27 protein-coding genes and 4 pseudogenes are annotated in these 26,455 nt (G+C 50.9%); 15 read left to right on the forward strand and 16 right to left on the reverse strand.

Features of this window, described 5'->3' with window-relative positions; translation table 11 throughout:
• Nucleotides 1-4 precede the first annotated feature (4 nt).
• The 4 genes and pseudogenes from ACM1PF_RS14990 to hemB form a co-directional block, all read right to left on the reverse strand.
• Nucleotides 5-838, reverse strand: coding sequence for a metal ABC transporter permease (locus ACM1PF_RS14990; RefSeq protein WP_416675938.1), 834 nt, complete (start codon nt 836-838; stop codon nt 5-7).
• A gap of 12 nt (nt 839-850) precedes the next feature.
• Nucleotides 851-1,615, reverse strand: a complete 765-nt coding sequence (locus tag ACM1PF_RS14995) for a metal ABC transporter ATP-binding protein (RefSeq protein ID WP_416675941.1) — start codon at nt 1,613-1,615, stop codon at nt 851-853.
• Between the two features lie 11 nt (nt 1,616-1,626).
• Nucleotides 1,627-2,828, reverse strand: a pseudogene (locus tag ACM1PF_RS15000) (metal ABC transporter solute-binding protein, Zn/Mn family).
• Between the two features lie 88 nt (nt 2,829-2,916).
• Complete coding sequence (gene hemB, locus ACM1PF_RS15005; protein ID WP_416675944.1) at nt 2,917-3,996, reverse strand: porphobilinogen synthase; 1,080 nt, start codon at nt 3,994-3,996, stop codon at nt 2,917-2,919.
• 48 nt (nt 3,997-4,044) lie between these two features.
• Between hemB and ACM1PF_RS15010 the strand changes: the two genes are divergently transcribed.
• From ACM1PF_RS15010 to ACM1PF_RS15020, 3 genes and pseudogenes are all read left to right on the forward strand, one after another.
• Nucleotides 4,045-4,230 carry a hypothetical protein gene (locus tag ACM1PF_RS15010; protein WP_416675946.1) on the forward strand — a complete coding sequence of 62 codons (186 nt, stop codon included), beginning with the start codon at nt 4,045-4,047 and terminating at the stop codon, nt 4,228-4,230.
• Nucleotides 4,231-4,258: 28 nt separating this feature from the next.
• Nucleotides 4,259-5,191, forward strand: coding sequence for an MbnP family copper-binding protein (locus ACM1PF_RS15015; protein WP_416675948.1), 933 nt, complete (start codon nt 4,259-4,261; stop codon nt 5,189-5,191).
• A 10-nt stretch (nt 5,192-5,201) separates the two neighbouring features.
• Nucleotides 5,202-6,376, forward strand: a pseudogene (locus tag ACM1PF_RS15020) (MbnH family di-heme enzyme).
• Between the two features lie 59 nt (nt 6,377-6,435).
• Here the strand turns inward: ACM1PF_RS15020 and ACM1PF_RS15025 are convergent.
• Genes ACM1PF_RS15025 through ACM1PF_RS15035 form a run of 3 tightly spaced genes read right to left on the reverse strand, consistent with a single transcriptional unit; the run spans nt 6,436 to nt 10,000 of the window.
• Nucleotides 6,436-7,161: a hypothetical protein gene (locus ACM1PF_RS15025; RefSeq protein ID WP_416675951.1), complete on the reverse strand. Its 726-nt coding sequence runs from the start codon at nt 7,159-7,161 to the stop codon at nt 6,436-6,438.
• Nucleotides 7,143-9,311 (reverse strand): CAAX protease, encoded by a 2,169-nt coding sequence (locus ACM1PF_RS15030; RefSeq protein ID WP_416675953.1) that lies wholly within the window; start codon nt 9,309-9,311, stop codon nt 7,143-7,145. The genes ACM1PF_RS15025 and ACM1PF_RS15030 overlap by 19 nt, the downstream gene beginning before the upstream one ends.
• 2 nt (nt 9,312-9,313) lie before the next feature.
• Nucleotides 9,314-10,000, reverse strand: a complete 687-nt coding sequence (locus tag ACM1PF_RS15035; RefSeq protein ID WP_416675955.1) for a YIP1 family protein — start codon at nt 9,998-10,000, stop codon at nt 9,314-9,316.
• A gap of 73 nt (nt 10,001-10,073) precedes the next feature.
• On the opposite strand from ACM1PF_RS15035, the gene ACM1PF_RS15040 reads away from it, so the two are divergent.
• From ACM1PF_RS15040 to ACM1PF_RS15065, 6 genes and pseudogenes are all read left to right on the forward strand, one after another.
• Nucleotides 10,074-10,622, forward strand: a complete 549-nt coding sequence (locus ACM1PF_RS15040; protein ID WP_416675958.1) for a DUF2887 domain-containing protein — start codon at nt 10,074-10,076, stop codon at nt 10,620-10,622.
• 18 nt (nt 10,623-10,640) lie between these two features.
• Nucleotides 10,641-10,826 (forward strand): annotated as a pseudogene (locus ACM1PF_RS15045) (DUF4351 domain-containing protein); the annotation flags it as partial.
• Between the two features lie 10 nt (nt 10,827-10,836).
• Nucleotides 10,837-11,112, forward strand: a complete 276-nt coding sequence (locus ACM1PF_RS15050; RefSeq protein ID WP_416675960.1) for a BrnT family toxin — start codon at nt 10,837-10,839, stop codon at nt 11,110-11,112.
• A complete protein-coding gene (gene brnA / locus ACM1PF_RS15055) occupies nt 11,093-11,383 on the forward strand; it encodes a type II toxin-antitoxin system BrnA family antitoxin (protein WP_416675963.1) in 291 nt (96 codons plus the stop codon). Before ACM1PF_RS15050 ends, brnA begins: the two co-directional genes overlap by 20 nt.
• 249 nt (nt 11,384-11,632) lie before the next feature.
• Nucleotides 11,633-11,860, forward strand: a complete 228-nt coding sequence (locus tag ACM1PF_RS15060; protein WP_416675965.1) for a hypothetical protein — start codon at nt 11,633-11,635, stop codon at nt 11,858-11,860.
• A gap of 233 nt (nt 11,861-12,093) precedes the next feature.
• Nucleotides 12,094-13,043, forward strand: a pseudogene (locus tag ACM1PF_RS15065) (IS1595 family transposase).
• A 40-nt stretch (nt 13,044-13,083) separates the two neighbouring features.
• Here the strand turns inward: ACM1PF_RS15065 and ACM1PF_RS15070 are convergent.
• Both ACM1PF_RS15070 and ACM1PF_RS15075 read right to left on the reverse strand, forming a co-directional pair.
• Nucleotides 13,084-14,007 (reverse strand): Rpn family recombination-promoting nuclease/putative transposase, encoded by a 924-nt coding sequence (locus ACM1PF_RS15070; protein WP_416675968.1) that lies wholly within the window; start codon nt 14,005-14,007, stop codon nt 13,084-13,086.
• A 60-nt stretch (nt 14,008-14,067) separates the two neighbouring features.
• Entirely contained in the window at nt 14,068-14,190 is a 123-nt protein-coding gene (locus ACM1PF_RS15075; RefSeq protein ID WP_416675970.1) for a hypothetical protein, read from the reverse strand.
• Nucleotides 14,191-14,275: 85 nt separating this feature from the next.
• Between ACM1PF_RS15075 and petJ the strand changes: the two genes are divergently transcribed.
• Nucleotides 14,276-14,611, forward strand: coding sequence for a cytochrome c6 PetJ (gene petJ / locus ACM1PF_RS15080; RefSeq protein ID WP_416675972.1), 336 nt, complete (start codon nt 14,276-14,278; stop codon nt 14,609-14,611).
• Between the two features lie 195 nt (nt 14,612-14,806).
• Here petJ and ACM1PF_RS15085 read toward each other — a convergent pair whose 3' ends face one another.
• From ACM1PF_RS15085 to ACM1PF_RS15100, 4 genes are read right to left on the reverse strand one after another with little or no spacing between them, the layout of a single operon-like run.
• Entirely contained in the window at nt 14,807-15,547 is a 741-nt protein-coding gene (locus tag ACM1PF_RS15085; RefSeq protein ID WP_416675974.1) for a metallophosphoesterase family protein, read from the reverse strand.
• Between the two features lie 37 nt (nt 15,548-15,584).
• Complete coding sequence (locus ACM1PF_RS15090) at nt 15,585-16,286, reverse strand: class I SAM-dependent methyltransferase (protein ID WP_416675977.1); 702 nt, start codon at nt 16,284-16,286, stop codon at nt 15,585-15,587.
• Nucleotides 16,287-16,288: 2 nt separating this feature from the next.
• Nucleotides 16,289-17,125 (reverse strand): metallophosphoesterase family protein, encoded by an 837-nt coding sequence (locus ACM1PF_RS15095; protein WP_416675980.1) that lies wholly within the window; start codon nt 17,123-17,125, stop codon nt 16,289-16,291.
• The gene (locus ACM1PF_RS15100) at nt 17,122-17,895 is read right to left on the reverse strand and encodes a GTP-binding protein (protein ID WP_416675982.1); all 774 of its coding nucleotides are present in this window, start codon (nt 17,893-17,895) and stop codon (nt 17,122-17,124) included. Before ACM1PF_RS15100 ends, ACM1PF_RS15095 begins: the two co-directional genes overlap by 4 nt.
• Before the next feature lie 110 nt (nt 17,896-18,005).
• Here ACM1PF_RS15100 and ACM1PF_RS15105 point away from each other — a divergent pair, with 110 nt between their 5' ends.
• Nucleotides 18,006-19,271, forward strand: a complete 1,266-nt coding sequence (locus tag ACM1PF_RS15105) for an FAD/NAD(P)-binding protein (protein WP_416675985.1) — start codon at nt 18,006-18,008, stop codon at nt 19,269-19,271.
• A gap of 72 nt (nt 19,272-19,343) precedes the next feature.
• Here the strand turns inward: ACM1PF_RS15105 and ACM1PF_RS15110 are convergent, their stop codons facing one another.
• A complete protein-coding gene (locus ACM1PF_RS15110) occupies nt 19,344-19,553 on the reverse strand; it encodes a hypothetical protein (RefSeq protein WP_416675986.1) in 210 nt (69 codons plus the stop codon).
• 122 nt (nt 19,554-19,675) lie between these two features.
• Nucleotides 19,676-20,383: a Coq4 family protein gene (locus ACM1PF_RS15115; protein WP_416675988.1), complete on the reverse strand. Its 708-nt coding sequence runs from the start codon at nt 20,381-20,383 to the stop codon at nt 19,676-19,678.
• A gap of 225 nt (nt 20,384-20,608) precedes the next feature.
• Between ACM1PF_RS15115 and ACM1PF_RS15120 the strand changes: the two genes are divergently transcribed.
• The 4 genes from ACM1PF_RS15120 (at nt 20,609) to ACM1PF_RS15135 (ending at nt 25,301) form a co-directional block, all read left to right on the forward strand.
• On the forward strand, nt 20,609-21,271 hold the full coding sequence (locus tag ACM1PF_RS15120) for a TetR/AcrR family transcriptional regulator (protein WP_416675990.1): 663 nt from the start codon (nt 20,609-20,611) through the stop codon (nt 21,269-21,271).
• A 198-nt stretch (nt 21,272-21,469) separates the two neighbouring features.
• A complete protein-coding gene (locus tag ACM1PF_RS15125) occupies nt 21,470-22,894 on the forward strand; it encodes a sensor histidine kinase (RefSeq protein WP_416675993.1) in 1,425 nt (474 codons plus the stop codon).
• On the forward strand, nt 22,891-23,337 hold the full coding sequence (locus ACM1PF_RS15130; RefSeq protein ID WP_416675996.1) for a response regulator: 447 nt from the start codon (nt 22,891-22,893) through the stop codon (nt 23,335-23,337). Before ACM1PF_RS15125 ends, ACM1PF_RS15130 begins: the two co-directional genes overlap by 4 nt.
• 14 nt (nt 23,338-23,351) lie before the next feature.
• Complete coding sequence (locus tag ACM1PF_RS15135) at nt 23,352-25,301, forward strand: hybrid sensor histidine kinase/response regulator (protein ID WP_416675998.1); 1,950 nt, start codon at nt 23,352-23,354, stop codon at nt 25,299-25,301.
• A gap of 40 nt (nt 25,302-25,341) precedes the next feature.
• On the opposite strand, the gene surE is transcribed toward ACM1PF_RS15135, so the two are convergent.
• Nucleotides 25,342-26,193, reverse strand: coding sequence for a 5'/3'-nucleotidase SurE (gene surE / locus ACM1PF_RS15140; protein WP_416676001.1), 852 nt, complete (start codon nt 26,191-26,193; stop codon nt 25,342-25,344).
• Nucleotides 26,194-26,455 lie beyond the last annotated feature (262 nt).

The raw sequence follows: 26,455 nt of genomic DNA on the forward strand, positions 1-26,455 counted from the left end.
AGAATCAGCGTTTGGACAGAAGTAGCAACCGGGGAAAAATCATCGTACTCAAAAAGATGGCGAGTTGGGTAACAACAATGCTGGGGCCGGAAGGGAAATTAAACCAGGCAGAAAGAATCATGCCCAAAACGGCACTAACTGCGCCAATTAAAGCAGAGAAAATGACATAGTGAGAAAACCTGCGGCTGATCAACCGTGAGGCGCAGGCAGGAATCACCACAAACGCACTGATCAACAATACCCCGATCGCCCGAATGGATATTCCCACGACCAACGCCAGTAACACAATAAAGATAGTCCGGTGAATTGATACAGACACTCCCTTAGAAATCGCCAATGGCTCATGCAACGTTAAGAGCATCTGCGTTCGTAGCGTCAACCCAATGAACAGCGTACAGGCAACCAGCAGCACCACACTAAACATCAAATCAGCCTGTCGCACTGCCAAAATATCGCCAAATAAAAGATTATTTAATCCGCCTGTATAGGTGCCCACAAACGTTAAGAGAATGACGGCGATCGCCAACGAGGAAGAATACACAATATTCAGCAGTGCATCCGTCCATAATTGCGTTTTTTCTAACAGGTACGTCACACCCAACGCAAAGATCACCGCAAAGGGTAACAGTACGGCGGTCGGATTGATTCCCAACAACACGCCGATACTAATTCCCAACAAAGCAGAATGCCCCAAGGCATCACTAAAAAATGACAGTTGCCGCAGGATTGTAAAACTGCCCAACATTCCCCCCATCAACCCGGTAAGAATGCCGCTCATTACGGCACGCTGCATGAAGGGGAGTTGGAAGAGTTCGATGATGCGGGTGAGGTCGGTCATGGGGAGTGGGGATTAATGCTGATGACGATACCGTACAAACTCTGTCCCATAGGCTGCTACTAGATTATCCGCAGAGAGGGTATGTTCTGGAATTCCCTGGCAGCGCAAACTTTGATTCAGGCACAACACGCGATCGCAGTGCTGCCTGACCATATCCAGATCATGGGAAACTTGTAGGATTGTCCACTGTTGTTCGTATTTGAGTTCGTACAGAAGACGATAAAAATCCGACTCACTGCGAATATCTAATCCGGCTGGCGCTTCATCCAGAATCAACAGGCGACGGGGACGCACCAGACAGTAGGCTAACAGCACTCGCTTCATTTCCCCTCCCGACAGCCCGCTAATCAGCTTGCGGCTGAGATGGAGGGCATCCACTCGCGCCAATGCCTGCCGGATCGCCAACCGCCGTTCCCGTTGACCTACCCAGGGCAATTGCATGCCGACCCGATCCCAGCCCAGTCCAACCAACTCGGCAGCGGTAATGGGAATGCGGCGATCGAACAAAAAGTTTTGCGGCAAGTAGGCAAGTTGCTGACGAATGGAGGAGGGCAGACGACCCGATCGGCTCAGGGGTTTTCCTAAAACTAAAACCTGACCGGACTGGCGTGGCAAGATTCCTAAAATCGCCTGAATCAAGGTACTCTTTCCAGCTCCATTGGGTCCGACGATCGCCGTATCGGTTCCCTCCTCTAAAGCAAAGGAAACTTCCTTTACCGCCAGGTGCGTCTCCCGGTAAACCGTCAAATCCTCCACTGCCAAAACCGGCTCTTTCAACTCGCACCTCGTCAACTTCTTAAACGCACTGCCTGAGGCATCATAGCAACTGGCTGGGGCTTCCACAATCGCAGGAAGGAGGGTAGAGAAGACTGAGCCGAGCCGCCAAAGGCTTCCACCAGATTCTCAACATTCTGGCGCATGACCGTAAAGTAGTATTCGGGTTCGAGAGATTCTGGCCCGCTACCCACCTCGATCGGGTTAAAGGAACTGACCCCTACATCCAGGTCTTGGGCAGGGAAACGAATTGACCTTCGGCTGCGGGTTCCGCCAACAGGGCTTTCAAGTTCTCAGCTTGCACTGTCTCTGAGATGCGCCGGACATCCTCTGGGGAAGGATTGGCAGCGGGAATATCGACCAGGTATTCAGTTTCCAGGTTGTAGCGATCGGCAAAGTAAGGAGCGAAGTCATGGAAGGCCACAAAGGTCTGTCCCGCAAAGGGTTGCAGCATTTCTGCGAATTCAGCATCTAATTCCTGAAGCTGTTCAATAAAAACGGCTGCATTGGCCGTGTAAGTTTCCTCTCCATCGGGATCAGCCGCAATCAAGCCATCGCGAATATTTTCCACCTGCTGCATGGCTCGCATGGGGTCAAGCCAGATGTGGGGGTTATACTCACCGTGGGCATGGTGATGTCCAGATTCAGATTGATCGTGGTCGTGGTCATGATCATGGTCGTGATCATGGTCATCATCGTGGTCATGATCATGGCTGTGCCCGTGACTGTGCCCCTCGACTCCAATGTCTTCATTTGAGATTAAGGCAATGCCTTCACTGCTGTCGATCGTTGTTAAATTTGGATTTTCTGCATTCGCAATTAAATCATCCAAAAAGAACTCCATCTCTAACCCATTGATGACGAGCACATCCGCCTGGGCTAGCCGTTGCACATCCTCTGGACGAGCTTGAAAATCGTGGGGATCAACATTGTAGGGCAAGAGCTGAGACACTTCCGCCCGATCGCCTGCCACTGCTCTGGTGAATTGGGTCACGGGCAAGATTGTGGTAACGACCTGTAATTCTCCAGTGGGTGATGCTCCAGTTTCAGTCGCCACCTCAGCTTCAGGAGAATCCCCTGCTCCCGTTGGCTCATCCGGAGGAGCACAGCTACCTAAACCGATCGCCACAGCAGCGGAAACAACTGCCAGGGAAACTCGCTGAATTGCCCCACCAGATATCTGAAACAGAGTAGTTTTGCGATTTAGATGGCTCATTTTACAAGTCCTCATGGATAACAGCTGGATTACTCAAATCGCATCGCTCATTGAGAATTATAATCATTTTTACTCGATCATTGAAAACTCAATTCTCTGCCGATCGCAGTTTCAAAGCCACCTGTTTGGCGAAGTAGGTCAAAATCAAATCTGCCCCGGCTCGTTTCATGCTGGTTAAGGTTTCCAAAATCACCTTATCCTCATCAATCCAGCCCTGAGCTGCTGCGGCTTTGATCATGGCGTACTCCCCACTGACGTTATAGGCTGCAATGGGTAAATTCGTGTGCTGTTTAATCTGGCAAATCACATCGAGATACGCCAGAGCAGGCTTGACCATCACTACATCCGCCCCCTCAGCAATGTCTAAATCCACTTCTTTGAGTGCTTCTCTGGCATTGGCGGCATCCATCTGATAGGTTTTCTTGTCGCCAAACTTGGGGGCTGAATCCAGGGCATCCCGAAACGGCCCATAGTAGGCAGAGGCATACTTGGCAGAGTAGGCCAGGATTCCCACATTGATCCAACCTTCCGCATCCAATGCCCGACGAATCGCTCCCACCCGACCATCCATCATGTCCGAAGGGGCAACAAAATCAGCACCAGCTTCTGCCTGCACGAGGGCTTGCTTCACCAGCACGACAACCGTTTCATCATTGAGAATCTTGCCATCCTGCACAATGCCGTCATGCCCCTCGCTGCTGTAGGGATCGAGGGCAACATCGGTAATAACTAGAACATTGGGAATTGCTTGTTTAATGGCTCGTACGGTGCGAGGAATCAACCCGTCCGGATTGTAGCTTTCGGTTCCGGCGTTGTCTTTTTGATCGTAGGGAATCAGCGGAAATAGGGCGATCGCTCCAATACCCAACTGTTCTGCTTCCCGCACTTCCTCCAGCAGCAAATCCAGCGTGTAGCGGTAGCACCCTAGCATGGAGGGTACTGCTTCCCGTTGCCCCTCTCCTTCCATGACAAACAGCGGATAGATCAAATCCTCGACTCGCAACACATTCTCCCGCACCATCCGCCGCAGGGTTTCGGTTCGTCGCAACCTTCTGGGACGATGGGCGATCGCTGGCACAGTTGATTGGGTCTGGCGACCCGAATCCGATGGGGTAATTTCTGTTGGCGGAGTTTGAGGGGTAAGGGTTGAGGCTTCAATCCGGCTCATGGTTTTTAATGAGAATGATAATCATTCGCCTATTCTACAGCACCCGTTGTGAAAAGTGACTCGTCATCTCAAGCAAGTGCAACCTATTCACCTCACCAGACTCGCAATCAGCAAGCGGTGCTGGATGTCCTGCATCGGCAACCGGCATCGAAGTATGACATCTTGTCTTTTTACAGGGCGGAATCAGCCGTTTATCCTTTTAAGGCCATGTTGATTCAAAAACAGTTCAACTAACTGAAACGATCATTTTCAATTTGCGCATATGAAAAATTTATATCGTTCGATCGCCTCTGCTGCCCTCGTTTGCCTGGGAGCGACTTGGCTCCATCCCACGAGCACCTGGCAAGCCAGGGCCGCTGACGTGGAACCTGTAACCATTCAATTTCAAGCCAACGTTGGCGATCAGCCGTTTAGCTGTGATCAGAGCTACACGATCGGCACACCTGCCAGTCGCGTTACCCCACTTGACTTCCGGTTTTACGTGTCAGAAGTTGCGCTGATTGATGCAGAGGGCAACACTGTACCGCTCACGCTGGAGCAGGATAGGCGATGGCAGTACGAAAACGTCGCCCTGCTTGACTTTGAAGATAAGTCGGGTGGCTGTGCCAATGGCACGGTGGAAATGAACGATCGCATCATCGGCACGGTTCCCGCCGGAGACTACACCGGGCTACAGTTCACCGTTGGCGTTCCGTTTGAGTTAAACCATGCCGATGCAACCCTGGCTGCTTCGCCGCTCAATCTCACCTCGCTCTGGTGGAACTGGCAATCCGGCTATAAGTTTGCGCGAATTGACCTCAGCCTTCAAAATCAAACGGGAATGCTCCCTGAAGCTGTGAAGCATGAAGGCAGTTATGATTCGCCCCACGGAGAGGAACAGAGCAGTCAGGCATTCTTCATCCATCTGGGCAGCACGGGTTGTGAAAGTGCAGAAGGAAATCAAAGTCCATCAAGTTGCAGCAATCCGAATCGGGCTACCGTCACACTGCCAGAGTTTGATCCCAACCAAAATGTGGTTGTGGCGGATTTGGCAGTGCTGGTCGCAAACACAGATCTGAGTAGTAATCAACCGGACACGGCTCCTGGTTGTATGTCCGCACCCAATGACAGTGATTGCGTTGGTATCATGAACGCGCTGGGCTTACCCGTTAATGGTGCCGCTGCGCCACAGCAGACCTTCTTGAGAGTGGAATAATTCGAGGGGAATGATGCGCCGTTTGCCAGCCCTTGCGATCGCCTGCCTTCTCTCTTTCCTGCTCTCGATCGGGTTCAGCCGCGTTTTAGCCACACCGTCCAATCCACCCAGCTACCAATGGGATCTACCGGATTGGACACCCAAACCGATTGTGCCTGAAGACAACCCCATGAGTCAGGCAAAGGTAGAGTTGGGCAGGCATTTGTTCTACGAAAAACGCCTCTCCATCACAGGAGACTTTTCCTGCGGTTCCTGTCATCTGCAATCGCGGGCATTTACCGATGGGAAACCAGTGAGTGTGGGGGCAACGGGAGAACTGCATCCGCGCAACGCCATGAGTCTTGCCAACATGGCTTATAACTCGGTGCTGACCTGGGCAAATCCCCTCATGACCACTCTGGAGCAGCAGGGGTTAGTCCCCTTGTTTGGTGAACATCCCATCGAACTGGGAATGGTCGGCAGAGAGAATGAAATTCTATCCATGCTGCGCAATGATCCACAGTATCATGAGATGTTTGCCGCTGCCTTTGGGGCTGAAGAAGAGAACATCAACGTGAACCATTTGATGAAAGCGATCGCCACCTTTGAACGATCGCTGGTTTCCTTCAATTCACCCTACGATCACTACCGCTATGGTGATGAACAAAATGCGATTTCAGCGTCTGCAAAACGGGGGGAAGCCTTATTTCACAGCGAACGGTTTGAGTGTTTTCATTGTCATGGGGGATTGAACTTTAGTGACTCGATTATGCACGAACGGCTTGCGTTTCGAGAGATTGCCTTTCATAACACTGGACTCTACAACCTTGACGGCAATGGAGCCTATCCGCCCAACAATACTGGCGTATATGAAATCACCCATAATCCGGCTGATATGGGGCACTTCAAAGCACCGACACTACGAAATATTGAACGAACAGCTCCCTACATGCACGATGGCAGTGTGGCGACGTTGGAGGAGGCGATCGCCCATTACCAGGCAGGGGGTAGAACGATTGATTCCGGCCCCATGCTGGCGTTGGCAGCACCAACCCGCTCAAGAGCCAATTTATTGTAGGGTTTGAACTCACTGAACTGGAAAAGCAAGATTTACTGGCTTTCTTACGGAGCTTAACGGATGAAACGTTCATTCATAACCCAGCCTTTGGCGATCCGCACGACGAAGTCGCATCCAGGACTAACTGAGGAGAAAGCCTTGCATCAAACAACAGACGCAACTGAACATAAAAAATACCAAATCGGTTCTATAACGCCAGAGGGGCGATCGGTTCAATGTCTGGATTCGTTCCACCCACCTGGCTCGTACGCAGGACAAGTAAGGTCGCTCCCTGATGAATAAACGAAGTCATCAGACAATCACTGGCAACACGGGGCAGCATGGTTCGCCAGCTTACCAATCCCATCAACACTTGTTGGAGCGGATCATCCTCCAGACTGCTACCTAAAACGGCTTTATGCGCTTTCCAATCTGCCCTGGCTGCGCCGAACGGTAGCAAATCTCGTTTCAGCGATCGCCCCAACTGTACCAAGGGCTTCAGTTCATCGGCCAGGGCTGGATCGAGTTGCCCTCCTGACTGCATGGCGGAATGATTCTGTTTCATCTTAAGGATCTGTTGCATTGCTGCGTACAGGGCTTGATTGGAGTCCTGGGCACAATTATTGGCTGGCCCAACGTAAGTGCTGCCCGTACCATCGCCAATGCGATATCTCGCCATCATGATTTGCAATTGGTAAATCAGGGCATCCAGGGGTGACCGTTTCACGCCTGCGATCTCGTAGTCCCCTGTCAACGCCGGAAGCTTGATCACAATATCGCGCACCGGACGCAGGTTGAGCCAACCGTATTGCCGATCGCCCATGTAGTGAGACCAGTGATGGCGGCAGGCAATTAATCCATCGCCATTGTGGGTATACACCTGGAAGTATTGAATTTCCAGTCGCAATTCATCCGTTAACGGTTCGCGCACCACTTCAGCGACCCCATAGGCAAAATGCCCGAAGTAAACCGGCCCTGGGCCGCAGGTTCTCGCATTTTGCCACCAATGCCACCATACACATGACTGAGCAGCAGCCGATCGCCTTCCTGAACCGCTTCAGAGTCGGTCGTTCTGGTACGGAGCATCACTGAACTGATGGTGCCTTTAACCCCGTCTACTGACCAGGATTCTTGTTTGAGATAGTCGATCGCCGGTTTTTTACCCACTACATCGCGATCGGGCTGGAGGCTGAACAGGTGCCGGGGGGCGAGGGCTTGAACCACAAACTGTCCCCGATGATTTTTGGCTCCATAGATATACCACCCAGTGGCATTACAGGGGGATTGCTCCAGGTTTTGGTGACTGGAGGGGCGTAAGCCGTTTTTATTTGGAATCACCTGAGGGAGCCAGACGGTTTCTTCTAAACCATCAAACTGACGAGTCGCCAGGTTAAAATGCCGCACTCGATACAGTTGCCCATCTGCCGCATCAGGGGTAGTATCCTGTTCAGGCGCGATAAATTGGACGATCGCATAAAAGCGTCCTGTGATTTCAGCCGGATCTTGGGCAATCAGTAATCGAGGGATAACGTTACCGTTCGCCTGGGTGGAGGATTGAACCATCACAGTCCCATTCAGCATGACAATCATATTATCGGTCGGTCTGGCTCCCGCCAGAGATTCCAGCGGATCAACCAAACGCCATCCGTTTAATCGTTCTGGCACAATCTTGCCCTGGCGCAGGCTATATTCCGCATCCGCACTGAAATGGAGATCACGAGTTACCGCTTTCCCATAGGCGGCGACGGTGGGATCTGCCTGCCAACCTAATTCCACCACCTGACCGACTAGATGAGCATACTCCGCCTCCGCATAATAGACCTCAAACCAAACTCCATTTAAGGTTTGACGTTGCTCCAGCGTTGGCAAAATCAATCGTCCCATCCAGGGGGCGATCGGGCGGTAATGGTTCAAGTCAACCGTTTGCTGGATCGGGTAATGCTCCGGATGGTTAAAGGCTCCCTGCAGCGCGAGCGAGTAGGTGCTGGGTTTGGCACTGGTGATGGGGCGATCGACGGGTAGCCTTTCCTGCAAAATGCCCACCACCCAATCCAGGGTTTGCTGCAAGTGGGTGCGACCATCCGGCAGGGTTTGATGGGGATCTAAGACCCCTCCAGGGGTTTGATGCCCCACCGGGCCAAGGGAGATGAAGGTAACGCCCCCCCGTTGCTTTGCCCGATTCCAGTAGGACAGGAACATCAGTTTCCAGCGTTTGGGAAACAGAATCGGCCCCAGCCGCTCTACGGGGTCTTTATCCCCGACCAGGTGATAGATATGTTCCAATCGCAGAATGTTATTGTGACCACAAAATACCCCAGCCATCGAAATAATATCGATCGGCGCATCCAACACCTGCTTTAACAGGGGTGCAGCCCCCATCGACATTTCACCCCCACCGCTAAATCCCAGCAGCGTAATAGGAGTTCGGCTGCCGGGTCGATAACCGTGATCGATCAAACTGTTGTAGATCAACTGCGCCATTCCCTGGTTGTAAATGGGGCCATAGCGCCCATCTGCGGATACCGCAACCACCAAAACATTGCGAATATTGATCAGCACCCCCAATATTCCCAGGGAACGTTTGGCTCGTAACCAGTTAACCAACCGCCAAAACCAGGAGAGGGGACGATCGCTGGTGAGAGAACGATTTAACACCGAGTAGGGCATGATGCCCCGGATGAGCACCATGTTGGGCAGGGCTGCCCCTAATTGCTGAAGAAACGCTTCAGCTTCCGGGGAATAGGTGTATTCAGATTGACCAATGCCATCCAGGTAAACGATGTAACGGCTGATGGGTGTGTCAGCAGCCACGGCATCCTCAACGGTTCCCGGAGCCTGACTTGTCTTGACCCGATCGCCATACCACCCAGCCCACCACCCTAATGCTTCCAGCGGACTCAGCAACGCTGCAATAACCAGCGCCACAAAGCCAATTTCCACCAGGTCAAGGATCAGCCGTTCCGTACCACTCAACGTTGCCAGAAACTTGCTTCTTAATCCAGGCAGGTGAAATAGCAGCAACCCCAACCCCACACCCAGTAACGCCAATTTAATCAACCGATTGCGCCGAGTTCGCTGATTCATCCCTAAGCCCCCCTATCATTGCGACTGTCTCCAGGGGTTTTCACAGCAGATGGACTGCCCAATCCCGCTTGAAGTCCCTGCTCTAATTCTTGAATATTTGTGATGAGTGGTTTACCCGCCACTGCATTCGATAGCCACTGACTCAAGGCGGCAGCAGGACGACCGATCGTTCGCTGCATAATTTGAAAGACAATCCAGCCCAAAATCGCACACCACAACGCCTGCCATCGTCCCAACCCAGTTACCACATCAAAGCCGCGGACAAACGCAAGCAAACTCCAGATCGATAACACGACTCCAATGGGAACCCCCAGGTAAGGCATCGCAATTAAAAAGCTCCATAGCAGAGGCGCGTAGGCTAGCCCCAATACCCGAAAAACAGTCCCAAAAGCGGTATCCGCGCCAAACAGCACATGGCTAACGCCCCACACGCTCAATACCCAAAATGCCGTACTAATCGCAAATAGAATGGCGGCAATGCCCAGACTAAGCACAAACCGGAGCGGCTTCACCTGATTGACAAACAGAACAATGCTCTGAGCGATCGCTTGAGACAACCCTGCGAGCAGCAATACATACACGACCAACCGCGTTCCATCTGGGAGCGTCTCAATCCAGCGAAACACATCAGGGTCAAGGGTAGTGGCTCCCTGTACCAGTTCCCTAAATCGATCCAGGGCTGTTGGCATAATACTTATAGTTGATTTTTATAGCTCCATTATTCATCACTTTACGTTCTGAAGCGGAAGAAGGGAAGCGATTATGGCAGAACGGGCAATCAACCATCAGTTCTCGCGGAATGACGGTGGAAACCGTAGTGCAGGCTCCCAACCTGCGTGGGCAAGATGCCGCTCTACCGTGATGCAAGTGGATTTGGGCATAGGGCTAGGGAATACTAATCGAAACCGCGATCGTTTCTACACCTGGCACGTTGTGGTAATCTATCCGGCACGGAGCGTGGAACAGAGCCAATTTCATCCGTATCAAGCGTTGCTCAATAGTGAGCAGGTGAACCGGGTCTACCTAGATGAGCTAGGGGAGATTCGCATGTTGTCGCTATGGCTGGCAGTGATGGTGTTGACGACGGTGGGGATAGACCAGGCACCGGATGAAGCCCGATACTTGTTGGACAGAACCCGTCAAGAAGTGTCCGAGCCGAACAGTCGCGCCATAATGGAATTGATCACAACGATTGTGGCGTATCGCTTTGACCAGTTGAGTCGTAGGGAGATTGAAGCCATGTTAGACATTACCTTGCAGGAAACACGGGTGTATCGGGAAATCAAGGAAGAGGGACGAGAGGAAGGATGAGAGGGAGGACGGCAACAGGAGGCAGTTAGCTTTGTGATGCGGCAGTTGACGAAGCGGTTTGGGAAATTGCCTGAGGCAGTGCGGGTGCAGGTTGAAGCCCTGTCGTTGGAGCAGTTGGAGGCGTTGGGGGAGGCGTTGTTGGATTTTGGGGGTGTGGATGAGTTGGTGGGGTGGTTGGTGAAGCGGGGATTGCATTTAAAGTAGGTTTGTAGGGATGCGATTTGACTGGGATGACCGCAAGAGTCAACTGCTTCAGCAAAATCGGGGATACTCTCTTGCCGAGGTCGCTGAAGTTCTAGCAGGTGACTATGTAGAGCAAATTAAACGGGATGATCCAGAGCAGTTCATTGCCATTGGCTATTTTGGGAATACTCTTCTATCGGTAATTTATGAGATACGTTTTGACGGTGAGGGCGAGTATGTTTGGCTAATTACTTACTGGCGAAGTACAAAAAGAGAGCGAGAAATTTATGAACAATATTTTTATTGAAGAAATTGAGCAGAAAATTGAGGCTGGTGAAGAGGTCATTGATCGTTATTTCGATCCTGATACTACAAGGGTGGGGACACCTCGCCCAATGACTTCACGGAGGGGTCAAGAGCAGACGGCAACTCATCTGGAAATACCGAACCTAATGCTGGATGAGCTTGACAAAATGGCAAGTGAACTCAATATTAGCCGTCAGGCGGTGATTAAGATGATGCTACGCCGTGCGCTCGATGAGCACTATTTAGCTAAGCGATCGCTCGGTGCCGAATGACGTTAGCAACATAGGTTATGCAGTCGGGCTGCGGATTGGTCGGGTTCTGGTTTTTGTTGGCATGTGGTTCATGGGGTTTATTCAACTGACTAGGGATTGCAGGGAATGATGATTTCGCCTGTTGATGTTGGGGATGAGCGAGTTTTAGGTGATATGTTACGTTGCGCTAAGGCATCCTACAAGATCGGCGATCGCATAGCCTGTGCAGAACACAACCATACTGTTTAGGGTGAGTAATGGATATTGATCATGTCGCAGATTACTCGATCAGAAGCAGATCAACCGGAGATGATGGAGCATCTTAGCCCAGTTGTCGCCCGAATGGTTTTGGTAGCATTGCCTGAACCTATTCGAGAAGCATTTGAGCAACGGGCGGCTGAAATTGAGTATCCTGTGGAGGCAGTGTTGGAGATGGCGCTGGCTGGTTTTCTAGATAGTGAAGCTTTGAGTTTTACGGACTGTAAGCCTCGGTATTAGGGGTGTGAGATTGCCGCTTCCTAACTCCCCATCTATTCATCCACCCGCTGCTGGAATCTTGGCGATACTAGCAGACTGCAATGCTTCGGGAAATTGTTTCCAAGGAATGTCGCCTGTGTTGCTATCGAGGTAGAGTTTGCCAAATTGAAGGGGCTCAATAGGTGTTTCAGGGAGATGGAGGTGTAGGGGAAGCTGCTGTTAGGATAGCAGAAGCATTGTAGGGGTTAGGTGCGATGAGTATCAACTTGAGTACTCTGATTGACGATGCCAAATGCTATCAACTGATTCGCCAAACTCGTTGGTCTGAAGGGGTGAGATGCCCTCGCTGTCAGAGTGAGCAGGTGGTCAAAAATGGCCGCGATGAAACTCAACCTCAGCGACAACGTTACTGCTGCAAATCCTGTAAAGCCCATTTCGACGACCTGAGCGATACGATTTTTGCAGGGCATCATCAACCCTTGCAAAAGTGGATTGGCTGCTTGTATTTGATGGGACTGAACCTATCGAGTGAACAAATTGCCACCGAGTTAGCCCTGGACAAGGACGATATTTACCAGATGACGATGCAACTGCGTCAAGGCATTGTGGACAACAAGCCGGAGGTGCACTTAAGTGGAGAGGTCGAATTCGACGAAGTGTATCTGACAGCGGGGCATAAAGGCCAACCCCATGAAGTCAAAAAAAGGGGCGCAAAGGACGGCGCCATAAGCTCAAAGGGATTCGGGGACGGGGGACGCTTGCCCAAGAAAAGCCGCCGATTTTCGGCATGATCCAACGTCACGGCTTGGTGGTGATTCGGATGCTGGAAAATGTCCAGCAAGAGACGATTAAACCCCTCATCCAAGCAACGGTCGCTCCTGGAAGCCAGATTTATACAGATGAGTATGGCATTTACAATGGGTTGACATGCTGGGGCTATGAGCATAAAACCGTGTGTCATGGGAGTGGGGAGTATGCCCGCGATGAGGATGGCGATGGATTCTATGAAATCCATGTCAACACAATGGAAGGGTTTTGGTCGTTGCTGCGTTCATGGTTACGACCTCATCGAGGGATTTCTCAAGAGAAGTTGCCGGTGTACCTGGGCTTTTTTGAAGTGGTTCACAATGCACGTAAAAGAGGCAGAGCTTTAATTTCCACTCTCCTGGAAATCCTGCTGCCTATCTCCCCGAAACAGCTATAGAGCCTAAAAATATATCTTTGCAGTATCGTCCCACAGCACCCTACTCCAGATTCTCAAACCAGGCTTCCAGATCAGCGATCGTCTCAAAATCCAGTAATGCCTCACCTAGGGTTTCGAGTTGTTCCAGAGAGAGGGCAGCAAGACGCGATCGCAGATCCTCCGGCACCGCTTTAACCCGTCGGGTTAACTGACGCAGAATCAGCGATCGTTCTCCTTCCTGTCGTCCTTCCTGTCGTCCTTCCTGTCGTCCTTCCTGTCGTCCTTCCTGTCGTCCTTCCTGTCGTCCTTCCTGTCGTCCTTCCTGCCGTCCTTCCTGCCGTCCTTCCTGCCGTCCTTTTTCCAAAATGTCCTGATAAACGACTGACTCTCGCATCATATCCTCCTGCAACAGTTGCTCAATCAACGCTCTCTCAAATTTTAACCCAGCTATGATCTGGGTGTACCCAGAAACTTCCTGACGCTGTTTTGCGTCAAGTTGTCCAACCTGCTCTGCCACCCGCCGTAACAATCCTTCTGCTTGTGTCGTTGCTGCCAAAGGAGCTAGCGGCAACAGAGCCGGATCATTTAGAAATGTCTCTGGGTCCTCCTGCCACAACTGAATGACGCGATATTCATGGCGAGTTGTCTCAACTTCAAAGGCGGTTTCAATTACCGTTCCCGCCGCAGGTGGTAGCAGCAAGACAACAACTTGGGTTACAGGCAAGCGATACAAGCGGTATAGCCGCACCCAATAATCCATCATTCGCAGTGAAAGCGGAGGATTCGACTCAACCCTGACCTGAAACTCTAGGTGCAGAATTCGTCCCTGAAGCTGCAAAAAAGTGACTGAATCAGCACGGATCGGCTCAATGCTTAACTCAGTCTTGAGGACTTCTACAGAGGACTGCGGTTCATCTAAGATCCAACGGGCAAAGCGTTCTGGATATTTTTCAGATAGAAGCTTGCAAACATTATCAAACGACATAGGGAGGACTATACGATCCGAGTCGCAAACAATCTTTTTGTCTGTCAGCTTTTCAATGTATCAAATATTAAAGCTCAAGATTGCTCTGCTGACAGCGCGATATTGCGCGATCGTCCGATCGTGAGTGTTGGCGTAGATGCTGGTATGGAAGGTCTGCTGACTCAGCAACTTCCAACATGACAAGTTTGACCACCTGTCTTTTGACGCAAGGAAGCATTTTTAGACAGGATAGTGAGCGGATTCATGTGCTCAATGAGAGGAGGCTACTTTGAAACGCTTATTGTCGATTGTTTTGATGGCGATCGCTCTGGTAACGGTGCTGTTCACCCCTCCGGCTTTAGCCGATGCTGATATTGCCAACGGTGCGAAAGTTTTTGGTGCGAACTGTGCGGCTTGTCATATTGGGGGCGGAAATCTAGTCAATGCCACTAAGACGTTAAAGCAAAGCGACCTGGAGCAATATTCAATGGCATCGCTGGATGCGATTAAAACTCAGGTGACAAACGGTAAAGCAGCCATGCCAGCCTTCAGAGGACGGTTGACAGATGCACAAATTGGGGACGTAGCCGCCTATGTTCTCGATCGGGCAGAGAAGGGCTGGTAGTAACAGTTCGGTCTGTCCTGGAATTGGGAATCAGGGGATGGGGATTGAGGGACAAGGAGCGAGATTGCCCGCAGATCAGGAGCGCGTGGTGATTAGCAACCCAGATTCTTGTGGGGTGGGCAACGTTTCGACTGAGCTTAAGCCGAAGTCTTGCCCACCCAGTCAACTGAGCAAAACCACAGACGAGAACTGCATTCAGGTTCCCTTCGCTGTTTGGAACCCTTTACCCGAACCATACCGTACCGCTCTGAATTCAACCTGATTCGTGTAGGGATTGTAGAGTGTGTAGGATGCCTTTCCAGGAATCCGTCCAACATTACCAACACCAATTACCTGTTTAGGCTTAATTGAAACCACTTGCGGTGAAGTTGCCTGATCTAAAGTGGTAACACTGGATGTCACTGCCCCTTGTTGAATTTCATACTGAAACGTCAAGCCAGAGCGACCACAAAAGAGAATATTTGCATCCATGCGTAGGAGACGATCGAGCATTTGAATTGGATGCGTGTCTGGCGTTAGCTCATCACTGACACTGACACTACTCCCATGAATCAACAAGGAGTCAAACTCAAAGAAACCAAAGTCAAGCGATCGCACCCACTCTACTATTTCTCGCGGAATCGCATCCCACAAGGTTTTTACCATTTCCACACCATATCGCTCAATCAGTTCAGTCGGTTCTCCGGTTCGTCCTAAACCATGCAAGATCAGCAACTGTTCTTCCCACCACCCCTGACACACCTGGGGCACAGGCTCATTGGCACGAGGAGATTGAATTCGTTGAATCACTTTTAGACTGGCAGGGGTTGCCGCAATCACATCACCCAAAATATACAGTTCTTCTACCGGATGTCGTTGCCGCTTGATATCTGCCAGCACCGCTTCATATGCCGCTAAATTCCCTTCAATGCCACTCAAAATTGCCCAACAGGTCATCTGATGCTACACGCCTTTGTAATTTGGAAATTGTCACCTATTCTGCAAACGCAAACCAACCTGCGAAAATAAAGCCAGTATAAAAACGAGTTACTTTGGTGAAACCAGCTTGAGCCAGCAACTCCAGGGTTCGTTCTTCTGAAATACATTGAATGTGTTGCCACACTCCATCAGCAAGCTCATTGAGTCGCTGCGATTCCATCCCTACCATTTGCGCTCGTTTCTGCCATCCATCCATCAATCGCTTAAACACCTCTGATTGCTTATCTCCATGCGAATCCACCAGCACAAATGGGCTACCGGGTTGAAGCCGAGCCGCGATCGCCTTGAGGTAATCCAGTTTGGTGCCATCGTCCGGTAGAAAATGCATCACAAGTAGGCTAGTAGCGGCACTGTACCGCTGCATCGGCAGTTCTTGCACGACGACCTTGTGCAGCGTGACACGATTTTCGATTCCCAAAGATTCAACCTTGGATTGAGCCACTGCCAGCATTTTTTCAGAAGGATCAACACCCGTAAACTGCCAGGTTGAATGCGTTTGGCTCAAAGCACTGATTTCATTGCCGCCACCTGCTCCAACCACAAGAATGTGAGCATCATCCATCAAATAGAGTTGGAATAAAGCTGTCAGCATTGTGAGCATCACATCATAGCCCGGAATACTCTGCCGTACTGCAATGTCATAGTCAGTCGTTGGCAAATTAGGATTCTGATCAAAATCAAACGGGTTTTCACTCATGGTTATCGCTCACATACATGAGTTGGGTCATCGGCTCGTTCGGCAAACTCCATTCCTCTGGCTAATCGCCACGCAAAGATCGGCGGTAGACCTTTTTCAACAATGGCAGCACAGGTTTTGTGATAGTTGTATTCCACTTCGCGGAGCCTAATCTGATCCGTATCTGCGTCATAAATCACGTAGGTTGCATTCGGTCTACCATGACGGGGTTCTCCCACCGATCCGGCATTCACGATTCGTTTAAGTGGTGCAGAAAAACTGGTTTCCTGTTCCGATTTGTCTGTCAATTGGACGCGGATTTGCATTTGACTGGCATCCAGCGAATCCGCTTCGCGGGAGCCAAGGCACCGCACATAGGGCACATGGGTATGCCCACAAAACAAAACATCGGCACCTGTCGCCAGTACTCGCTCCATCGCCACAAACGCATCCACTTCTGGCATCAAATACTCATGCTGATTGTGAGGACTGCCATGCACAAAACACAGGTTGCCATCGCGCAAGCTCAGGGGTAACTGTGCCAGATATTCCCGCACTTCAGGGTGAATCACCTGGTTCGTCCACTCATGGGCTAACTTGCCGCGTTTCTCCGCCAGCACAGAGGGATAGCTACATTCACAAGCATTTAGCCCTTCCACAATATCTTCATCCCAACATCCCTGACAGGTCGGAATATCCAGAGACCGAATCATTTCAACCACCGCATTAGGATGAGTCCCGTATCCCACTAAATCACCGAGACAGTAGATTTTATCTACATTGTGATCATCCATATCCGATAGCACAGCATTCAACGCTTCATAGTTGCCGTGAATGCAAGACATTACTGCAATTTTCATGCCACCTCATCTCCTGGTTCTAATGAATCTTTAATCTGTTGTTGGTAGTACGCAATCACTTGATCATTCAAGCAGCATTCCTTGATTGTTTGTGCGATCGCCTCTTGATCCAGCATTTCACCCACAACTTCAATGCCACTGAAGCGATCGGGTCTGCCATTCAGCCAACGCGGTAAATTTAGTTCCAGATCCGTTGTTTCAGCCAGTCCAGCCACAAAGTCAAAATAGAACGATCGCCCATCTGCCACATCAAAAATGCCTTTTGCACGCTGAATGGTGCCATAAGCCCCGTTAGTCAACTCGTACCAGAAGGTATTGAGGCTGGCTGGATCAAGCACCTCTCCCGACAAAGCAGAACGCCAAAGATGAGGTTGCTGTAACGTGAAGTGAGTTTCAGCCCCCGTCACAATTTCGTCTGCCCAGCCATGCCAATCTGTATCACGACTTCCCGGCGGCAGCACTGCGACTCGGCGGCAGTCTGTCATGGGGTCTGGCAAAATGAGTGAGGACAGATCGATATAAAAGCCCAGTTCCAAATAAACGGTAGACCCAGGAATGGGATGGGCTAAAAAATCACCCATCTGCGTCATTGGGAGTATTGTGAGTCCAGGAACTTCAGCGGCTAAGTAGGTACTGTCAACTGAACCCGCATCTGCACCTAAACTGAGATACAGGGTAGAGCCAGCGATCGAACGAATCTGCTGCTGTATCCAGGTGGTTTTGCCTGCACCAGACGGACCAGAGACCAGAGTAATATCCAACGTTTGCATTGAGTTCTAACTGACTCCTTCTCTCTGACTGGGGTTCATCGACCTTGGGGTGAACCTCAGATCATGATACAACTAAAATGATAATCATTCTCGTATTTTAGATTTGATCTATGGCTGATGTTTCGTTGGCGCTGCCTGCTTCGATTGATCTGGCGATCGTAGGAGCCGGGCCTCATGCGCTCACTCTGGTGACGCATCTCTTGCAAAAGAAAAAGGCAATGCGAGGGCGGTTCATCGTCTTCGACCCCAGTGGTCAGTGGATGAGGCAATGGAACCATCAATTTGCGGCACTGGAGATTCCCCACTTGCGATCGCCTGCGGTGCATCAACCCGCCCCTGATCCCCATGCCCTCCGCACCTTTGCTGAAGGTCGCTCCAACGAACTCTTTCCACCCTACGACTTACCTGGAACCAGGCTGTTTCAAGATTTTTGTCAGGAAGTGATTCGCCGCTGGCAACTGCAAACCTGTGTGTATCCAGCCCAGGTTGTAAGGATTGAACCTTTAACTGAGCGTCGTTCTCGCTTTCGTTTGGCATTATCAGATGGTCAAACGCTGGTTGCTCGTCGGGTGGTGATTGCCAGTGGTGGCGGACGGCCTCATCTTCCAGCATGGGTTGAGCAAATTTCCCAGAATTATCCGAGCGATAATGCTCCGCATCGCTGGCGCGATCGCCTCCTTCACTCCCATCAAGTTGATCTGCGGGGATTGCATCTCCGAGGGGAACGGGTGCTGATTATTGGGGGTGGGTTAACCAGTGGACATTTAGCTGTCGGCGCAATTCAGCGAGGCGCACAGGTGATGCTGATGTCTCGGCGCAGCGTTTATGAGAAATTATTTGATGCTGATCCGGGCTGGTTGGGCCCCAAATATCTCAAAGGCTTCTGGGCAGAACCCAATTGGCACACTCGCTGGCAGATGATTCAGCAGGCACGCAATGGTGGTTCCCTGACTCCAGCCATGCTGACCCAGCTTCGACGATTAGAGCGAGATGGCAAGATGACTTTCTATGAACAATGCCAGGTATCTCAAGCCCAATGGATAGACAATGCCTGGCGAATCGGCTGTACCAATTCAGCGGTGCATGAGTGTATCCACCATCAAGCAATCGACCATATCTGGCTCGCAACCGGAAGCCAATTGGATGCCACCACCCATCCCTTGCTCCAACAGGTTTTGCACACCCACCCCCTGGAGGTTGTAAATGGTTTACCCGTTGTCGATGAACACTTGCGCTGGCATGGCTGCGAACTATTTGTCATGGGTGGGTTAGCGGCATTACGAGTGGGGCCCACCGCACGTAATTTGTCAGGCGCAAGAGCAACCAGCGATCGCATTGTTCCAGCCCTCACAAAACCCAGCCTCTCAAAAAGGTAGATCCTGGCGTTGATTCCTAAAAAGGTATTCAGCTTATATGGGTTCTACAAATTGCGTTATACCCAGATTGCGTTACACCCAGAACTCTGGTTGAGCCAGGTCAACTACGATCGCCAATAGTTCAGCGTAATCCACCTGAATCAATAACCGCCAGAAGCGCATTAGCTCACGGTTGGGAGGGTTACAGACGATCGCAATTCGTCCGGTTTGAATCAGGAGCGGCAGCCAGGGATAGGTGCGTCGGAGCAGGCGAAACCAGACCGCAGAAAGAATGCAGAACATTGGTGGGGAGTGGGGAGTGGGGAGTGGGGAGTCAGGAGTCAGGAGTCAGGAGTCAGGAGTGGGGAATGGGGGAGTAGGGCAAAATTTTAGAGTGGGGAGTGCCCACCGCTAGCTTGCAACTTCTATCCACCAACCGGATTAAAGGGTTGAAGATTTAATTCAGCCTGCCACTGGGAAACGGGCTTTTCCCAGGCTTGTTCCCACCTTTGGGCAAATAGCGGTTTTGCCTGTACCCCCATCCGCCATCCCTGCTCGATCGCCCTGAGCAACTGAGGCATTCCTTCAGGAGAGAGCAAGGTGGCACTGATTAGAGCATTGGCAATCAGCAGACCAGCCAGCGGCAGCCGAAACTGCGCTAAATAAAATGCTTGCAGTCCAATTTCTTCAATGCCACTGGTGCTGAACCCGGTGACAATATGCCAGATATCGTGGGTTTGCTGCCAGCGATATTCGATGTAGCTGGTATCTGAACGAACGGGAAGTTCTGGGTCAATGCGATCTAACCCCTTTTGCTGGAGGCTGGAGGCATACTGATAGCCCAGCGAATCCGGCGGACATTGCAAGAGGCGATCGAGGTCATGGGACGGGGGCAGATACCGTTCCTGGATCAAGGCAGCGACTTCGGGATCGGCTTTCATTGCCTGGGCAGCAAGCTGAAAGGCAGGACTATGAACCAGGGTGAGACTAAGTTCATCGACGGCATCCAGATCATCGGTCGTCAGCAAAGTGAAAAAGGCTTTCAGGGTCGTCAAAAACTGAAAATTCAGAAGAGGCTGCATATCGGTGTGTTGACCGATCGCCTCAAAAGCATCCCAATCGATCGTTTGCATCGTAAGACTCCAAAAAATACAGAAGTGGGGTAGGGGATGGTGAAATGCGGCTGGTTGAAGTGGCTGAGTTGGATCAATGGATGGGCTTGAAGGTACAGAAACAGTCCAGATGATTCTGCCCATCGCCCTACAGTCCAACAAACAACCTGAGCCTCCAAAAATGAACAATGTTCATGTTTCTAAAATACGAACAGTGTTCATATTTTGTCAAGGGTAAGATGGGTCATGTTAGCCCGATCGATTCAAAGCACCGTCATGCGTCGCCAACCGCAGCAAACCCGTAGCCAGGAGCGAGTCAGCCACATCCTGACCGCAGCCGAAGCCTTATTTATCGAAGTGGGATATGAGCAAACCACCACACGATCGATCGCTGCACGGGCGAAGGTGGCAGTGGGGACGCTTTATCAGTTCTTTCCCGACAAAGAAGCGATTCTCAAGGCCCTGGCGACCCGCTACTTTCAAGCGGAGTATCAACTCTTTGCCGCCTTGCACACCCCGGAAGCAGAATCCTTATCGCTCAGTGATTACGTCGATCGGGTGATTGATGCCTTTGATCACTTTATGAACAGCCAACCGGGCTATCGGGCGGTGTATGAGCAACTGCTCAGCCTGATGACCTATTCTGCAATTGAAGCAATAGATGATTATGAATACCGCATTGTGGATGAACTAGCGGCCTTCTTCGCACGCCTGAATCCTGATTTAGCGGGGGAGCAAGCTCAGACGATCGCTCTGGTTGTTGTCAAAGTAGTCGGTGATTTACTGTGGCTCTCAGCCAGCCAAAATCCTGAACAGCAGCGATCGTTGGTTGCCGAAACCAAAGTTTTGATGCTGGGGTATCTCGGTCAACATTTGGGCGATCGGATGGGTCAGGGGGATGTTCGGTAGGCTTTTAGGGGGATGTGGAAAAGTAGGGGCACACAGCAGTGTGCTACGAAGATTGGTATCCGATCGAGGCCCCATTCTTGATATCATCCCCTTACGCTCTAATCTTTTGTCAACAGGTTTACGGGGGTAATGCCAACCCCTTACACCGGAAACTAGGAGTTGGATGAAATTCGCATTCCTGATCAGGAGGACTCATTCATGAACCGAAAGCGATTGACAAGAATACGAGACCTCTGCCGAGATGATGATGCTTTTGAGCAACTCCAACAGTTGCTGAATGAGGACAAGCAACCCCTGGAGCAAGAGATCCGTCATGCGCTGTTTCAGGTTGAACAGCAAAAAGCCCTATTCAGCGTGATTGCTCGACTGCGACAATTTCTTGATCTGGAAACGATTTTTCAGGCAACGGCGGCTGAAGTGCGTCAACTGTTGGCAGCCGATCGGGTGGGCATGTTCCGCTTCTATCCGAATTCTGGTTGGGATGATGGCGAGTTTGTCTCGGAAGATGTTGATCCAGAATTTTCTTCAGCGATCGCCCAAAAAATTCATGACCATTGCTTTGGTGATCAATTCGCTGTCCATTATCAGGAAGGACGGGTGCAGAACGTTGCCGATATTCACAATGCCGGTTTGAGCGATTGCCATATTCACATCCTTTCACAATTTCAGGTACAGGCAAACCTGGTGGTGCCACTGTTGCAGGGTCGCCATTTGTGGGGATTGCTCTGCATTCATCAATGCCGGTCTCCTCGGCAGTGGCAGGAAACCGAAATTGACTTTGTGCAGCAGATTGCGGGTCATTTGGGAGTGGCCCTGCAACATGCGGAACTGATGGCAGAACTGCGGGCAGAAGTGGCGGAACGGCAGCAGGCAGAACAACGGGCCCAAGAGTTGAATCAGGGGTTACGGCAAGCGATCGGTGAGCTGAAGGCGGTAAATAAGGAACTGGAAGCCTTTAGCTATTCGGTTTCCCACGATTTGCGCGCCCCCCTACGCAGTATTGATGGGTTTAGTCAGGCCCTGCTAGAAGATTGCCTTGACCAGCTTGATGCCACCGGACAGGACTATTTGCGGCGGATCCGCTCTGCTTCCCAGCGCATGGGACAGTTGATTGATGACCTGCTGACCCTATCGCGGGTGACGCGCAGCGATATGCAGAGAGAAGCGGTTGATCTCAGCCAGGTCGCCAGCCGCATCTGCACCCAACTTCAGCAAGCCCATTCCGAGCGTCAGGTGGAATTCGTGATCCAAACGGGGTTAGTTGTCCAGGGAGATGGGCGGCTATTGCAAGTCGTATTAGAGAACCTGTTGAGTAATGCCTGGAAATTTACCTCTCGGCAGCTAGAAGGGAGAATTGAGTTTGGGGCGATCGAGCCGGAGAACGGCACCCCAGCTTATTTTGTTCGGGATGATGGGGTTGGGTTTGATATGGCGTATGTTGATAAATTATTTAAGCCCTTTCAACGGTTACACCGGATGCACGAATTTCCGGGTAATGGAATTGGGCTGGCGACGGTACAGCGTATCGTTCATCGTCATGGCGGTCGGGTTTGGGCAGAAGGAGCCTCTGGAGAGGGGGCAACATTTTATTTCACACTAGCAGAGGAGAATGGCAGGGCATGAGTAGGGACAATCAGAGGGTGATTCTCTTGGTGGAAGATAATCCCGATGACGAAGCATTGGCCATTCGTGCCCTGAAACGGCATCACATTGGAAATGAAATTGTTGTCGCCCATGATGGGGTTGAGGCGATCGATTATCTGTTTGGCACGGGGATGTACGCAGGCCGGGATGTGAACCACAAGCCCACCGTAGTCTTGCTCGATCTCAAACTGCCCAGAGTAGATGGCTTTGAAGTTTTGCGCCGCATTCGGGAGCATGAAGCCACCCGATTATTACCTGTGGTGGTTTTGACCACATCCAATGAAGAACAGGACTTGCTCAATAGCTACAGCTTAGGGTGCAATAGTTACATTCGCAAACCCGTCGATTTTCTTCAGTTCTCCGAAGCGATTCGGCAATTGGGAATGTATTGGCTGTTGATGAATGAACCCCCACCCCTGTAGTAGAGGTGATTAACATGCATCCTCACTTGCACGTTCTGATTGTCGAAGATTCAGAAGACGATATGCTCCTGATGCTGCGGGAGCTACGTCGAGGTGGCTATACGCTGGATGCCGTTCGGGTAGAGACACCAGAGGAAATGCAAGCTGCTTTAGATCTCCAGACCTGGAATGTGGTGATTGCAGACTATACCCTACCTGAATTTAGTGCCCCAGCCGCCTTGCAACTGCTTCAGCAACAGCAGCGGGATATCCCTTTTATTATTGTGTCTGGCACGATCGGCGAAGAAACGGCGGTGGCGGCCATGAAAGCGGGGGCCCATGACTATATCACGAAGGGAAATTTGGCCCGGTTGGTGCCTGCGGTGGAGCGGGAGTTGCGGGAGGCAGAGGAACGGCAAAAGCGCAAGGTTGCCGAACGGGCTTTTAGGGAAAGCGAGGAGCGGTTTCGTCAGTTAGCAGAAAATATTCTGGAGAGCGTGTTTTGGATGGCTGATCCAAAAACGAATCAAGTGCTTTACATCAGCCCAGCTTACGAACAAATTTGGGGGCGATCGTGCCATAGTTTGTATCGTAATTCGATGGAATGGCTGGAGGCGATTCATCCAGAGGATCAGCAGCGCATTCAAACCAATTTCTTTGAGCAGGCTTTGATAGGTGGCTATGACGAAGAGTATCGCGTGATTCGTCCGGATGGTTCTGTCCGCTGGGTGCGCGATCGGGGGTTTCCTATTCAAGATGCTTCCGGCAATCCCTATCGGGTGGTAGGAATTGCAACGGATATTACTGAAAAGAAACAGTTGGAAGTTCAGTTTTACCGCGCTCAACGCCTGGAAAGTATGGGAACTTTAGCGAGCGGCATTGCCCACGATCTCAACAATGTATTGACTCCAATTCTGGCCATTTCTCAGCTCTTGCGCCTGAATCACCCCGATCTGGATCAGCGATCGCAGCAAATGTTGCAGGTTTTGGAGGAAAGTGCGCAACGGGGGGCAAAAATGATCAAACAAATTCTGACCTTTACGCGAGGCACCAGCGGAGAACGGGTTCCCGTACAGCTTGCACCGCTGTTGCAGGAAGTGATCGATGTAGTGCAACAAACTTTTCCAAAAACGATCGAGATTCGGCAAGATTTTTCAGGTTGTTCATCTAATCCAGATAATCCAGATCAATCCCTCTGGTGGGTTTCTGCAGATTCAACTTGTTTGCATCAGGTGTTTATGAATCTCTGCGTCAATGCCCGTGATGCCATGCCTGAGGGAGGGATTCTTGCTTTCTCTATTGATCATTGTTTTGTGGATCACGCTTTTGCCCAAACCCATCTGGATGCGCAAGTAGGGAACCATGTGGTTGTTACCATTGCCGATACGGGGACAGGAATTCCTTTGGATGTGCGCGATCGGATTTTTGATCCCTTTTTTACCACCAAAGCACCCGGACAGGGGACAGGATTAGGACTTTCAACGGCACTGGGAATTGTCAAAAATTACGATGGGTTTTTGCAGGTTGTTAGCGAATTGGGGCAGGGCACCCAAGTGAAGGTATACTTACCCACTATTGAAGGCATTTCAACCCACCCTGCCCAATTAGGGCAGCAGTTTCATGGGAATGGAAAACTTGTGCTGCTTGTCGATGATGATGATGCGGTTCAGTGTGTCACTCAAACGCTGTTAGAGAGCCATCACTGTACCGTATTAGCGACAAATGATGGAATGGATGCGATCGAACTTTACACGCACCATCAGGATGAAATTAAGGTGATTATTCTAGACATCATGATGCCGAATATGAGCGGAACTGCATTGATCCAAAGATTGAAAGCAATCAATTCCAAAGTAAAGATTATTGCCATCAGCGGATTGCCCGCCAACCGAGAACCTGCTCTGGCAGCGGGCGCAACTGTATTTTTGGCCAAACCTTACACCCTGGACAATCTTCTGGAGAATCTCTGTAGGCTGATCACATAGACTGATCACCGCTTAGGCAGGCAGCTTAAGTTTCAAGGATTTACCCCTCCATAAAAGAAGATTGAATTTGCCACTTTTGCAAACTCTCCAATCCCAGAGCGCAGGTGAGATTATACTGCAAGGGGGTAACCGTGATGTAGTTTTTGCGAATCGCCTGAACATCCGTCGCCGTTTTGCGAAACCATTCTGCATCCCCTCCAGACGCTTTAAGTCCAGACATTCCCGCTTCCTCCAGTTCAGCTTCATCCACATCTTCTAGAACTTCGCCAGCCAACCAGTAGTAAGTTTTGCCCCTCGGATCAATCCGCTTTTCAAACATATCGAAGTAGCGTCGTACGCCCTGGCGCGTCATGATCACCCCAGCAATTTCATGGTCTGGCACAGCGGGAATGTTGATGTTGAGCAACGTTAGTTTAGGGAGAGGGTGTTGGGCAATGCGATCGATCAGCGATCGGGCAAAGTTGGCAGCGGGCTGGAAGTCCTGGGAGGAAAAGCTGGTGAGGCTAAAGGCAATACTGGGAATCCCTTCAATTACCCCTTCCATGGCGGCAGACACGGTGCCAGAGTACAGCACATCGGTTCCCAGGTTAGAGCCATGATTAATCCCAGACAGCACCATGTCAGGCGGATGGGACAATAACGCCCCCAATGCCAGCTTGACACAGTCGGAGGGTGTCCCAGAACAGGCCCACGCCTGTACAGAGGGTTCAAACACCGATTCAATTTGCTCGGCGCGAATGGGATCGTGCAGCGTTAATCCGTGCCCTGTGGCCGATCGCTCTCGATCGGGGCAAACCACTGTCACCCGATGTCCGGCGGCTGCCAGCGTATTTGCCAGGGTGCGAATGCCCAGCGCGAAGATGCCATCATCGTTGCTAATTAAAAGATTCATGGAGGATTAAACTGAAGGAGTTGATGAACCAGAGACCAGTTTGAGATTGTCTAGATTGTCTAGATTAAGCTCATCTAGATTCAGTAGATCGAAAATGAATTGCGTTCACGGCAATGCCTGCGTTCGATCCCCCTAAATCCCCCTTGAAAAGGGGGACTTCAAACCTTTTTCGGTTTGTGCTGCGCACACGCTCCGCGAACGGTTCCCCCTTTTTTAAGGGGGGCTAGGGGGGATCTCAACAGGGTTTGCGATCGACTGAGAT

The organism is Egbenema bharatensis FJBBOT/2019 (genome assembly GCF_048077055.1).
GTDB lineage: Bacteria > Cyanobacteriota > Cyanobacteriia > Elainellales > Elainellaceae > Egbenema > Egbenema bharatensis.

Excerpts from the sequence above, each read along its gene's own strand:
- ACM1PF_RS14990 (WP_416675938.1), bottom strand. The coding sequence starts at position 838 with ATGACCGACCTCACCCGCATCATCGAACTCTTCCAACTCCCCTTCATG.
- hemB (WP_416675944.1), bottom strand. The coding sequence starts at position 3,996 with ATGAGCCGGATTGAAGCCTCAACCCTTACCCCTCAAACTCCGCCAACA.
- ACM1PF_RS15015 (WP_416675948.1), top strand. The coding sequence starts at position 4,259 with ATGAAAAATTTATATCGTTCGATCGCCTCTGCTGCCCTCGTTTGCCTG.
- ACM1PF_RS15030 (WP_416675953.1), bottom strand. The coding sequence starts at position 9,311 with ATGAATCAGCGAACTCGGCGCAATCGGTTGATTAAATTGGCGTTACTG.
- ACM1PF_RS15035 (WP_416675955.1), bottom strand. The coding sequence starts at position 10,000 with ATGCCAACAGCCCTGGATCGATTTAGGGAACTGGTACAGGGAGCCACT.
- ACM1PF_RS15040 (WP_416675958.1), top strand. The coding sequence starts at position 10,074 with ATGGCAGAACGGGCAATCAACCATCAGTTCTCGCGGAATGACGGTGGA.
- ACM1PF_RS15050 (WP_416675960.1), top strand. The coding sequence starts at position 10,837 with ATGCGATTTGACTGGGATGACCGCAAGAGTCAACTGCTTCAGCAAAAT.
- brnA (WP_416675963.1), top strand. The coding sequence starts at position 11,093 with ATGAACAATATTTTTATTGAAGAAATTGAGCAGAAAATTGAGGCTGGT.
- ACM1PF_RS15060 (WP_416675965.1), top strand. The coding sequence starts at position 11,633 with ATGTCGCAGATTACTCGATCAGAAGCAGATCAACCGGAGATGATGGAG.
- ACM1PF_RS15070 (WP_416675968.1), bottom strand. The coding sequence starts at position 14,007 with ATGTCGTTTGATAATGTTTGCAAGCTTCTATCTGAAAAATATCCAGAA.
- ACM1PF_RS15085 (WP_416675974.1), bottom strand. The coding sequence starts at position 15,547 with ATGACCTGTTGGGCAATTTTGAGTGGCATTGAAGGGAATTTAGCGGCA.
- ACM1PF_RS15090 (WP_416675977.1), bottom strand. The coding sequence starts at position 16,286 with ATGAGTGAAAACCCGTTTGATTTTGATCAGAATCCTAATTTGCCAACG.
- ACM1PF_RS15095 (WP_416675980.1), bottom strand. The coding sequence starts at position 17,125 with ATGAAAATTGCAGTAATGTCTTGCATTCACGGCAACTATGAAGCGTTG.
- ACM1PF_RS15100 (WP_416675982.1), bottom strand. The coding sequence starts at position 17,895 with ATGCAAACGTTGGATATTACTCTGGTCTCTGGTCCGTCTGGTGCAGGC.
- ACM1PF_RS15105 (WP_416675985.1), top strand. The coding sequence starts at position 18,006 with ATGGCTGATGTTTCGTTGGCGCTGCCTGCTTCGATTGATCTGGCGATC.
- ACM1PF_RS15110 (WP_416675986.1), bottom strand. The coding sequence starts at position 19,553 with ATGTTCTGCATTCTTTCTGCGGTCTGGTTTCGCCTGCTCCGACGCACC.
- ACM1PF_RS15115 (WP_416675988.1), bottom strand. The coding sequence starts at position 20,383 with ATGCAAACGATCGATTGGGATGCTTTTGAGGCGATCGGTCAACACACC.
- ACM1PF_RS15120 (WP_416675990.1), top strand. The coding sequence starts at position 20,609 with ATGTTAGCCCGATCGATTCAAAGCACCGTCATGCGTCGCCAACCGCAG.
- ACM1PF_RS15125 (WP_416675993.1), top strand. The coding sequence starts at position 21,470 with ATGAACCGAAAGCGATTGACAAGAATACGAGACCTCTGCCGAGATGAT.
- ACM1PF_RS15130 (WP_416675996.1), top strand. The coding sequence starts at position 22,891 with ATGAGTAGGGACAATCAGAGGGTGATTCTCTTGGTGGAAGATAATCCC.
- ACM1PF_RS15135 (WP_416675998.1), top strand. The coding sequence starts at position 23,352 with ATGCATCCTCACTTGCACGTTCTGATTGTCGAAGATTCAGAAGACGAT.
- surE (WP_416676001.1), bottom strand. The coding sequence starts at position 26,193 with ATGAATCTTTTAATTAGCAACGATGATGGCATCTTCGCGCTGGGCATT.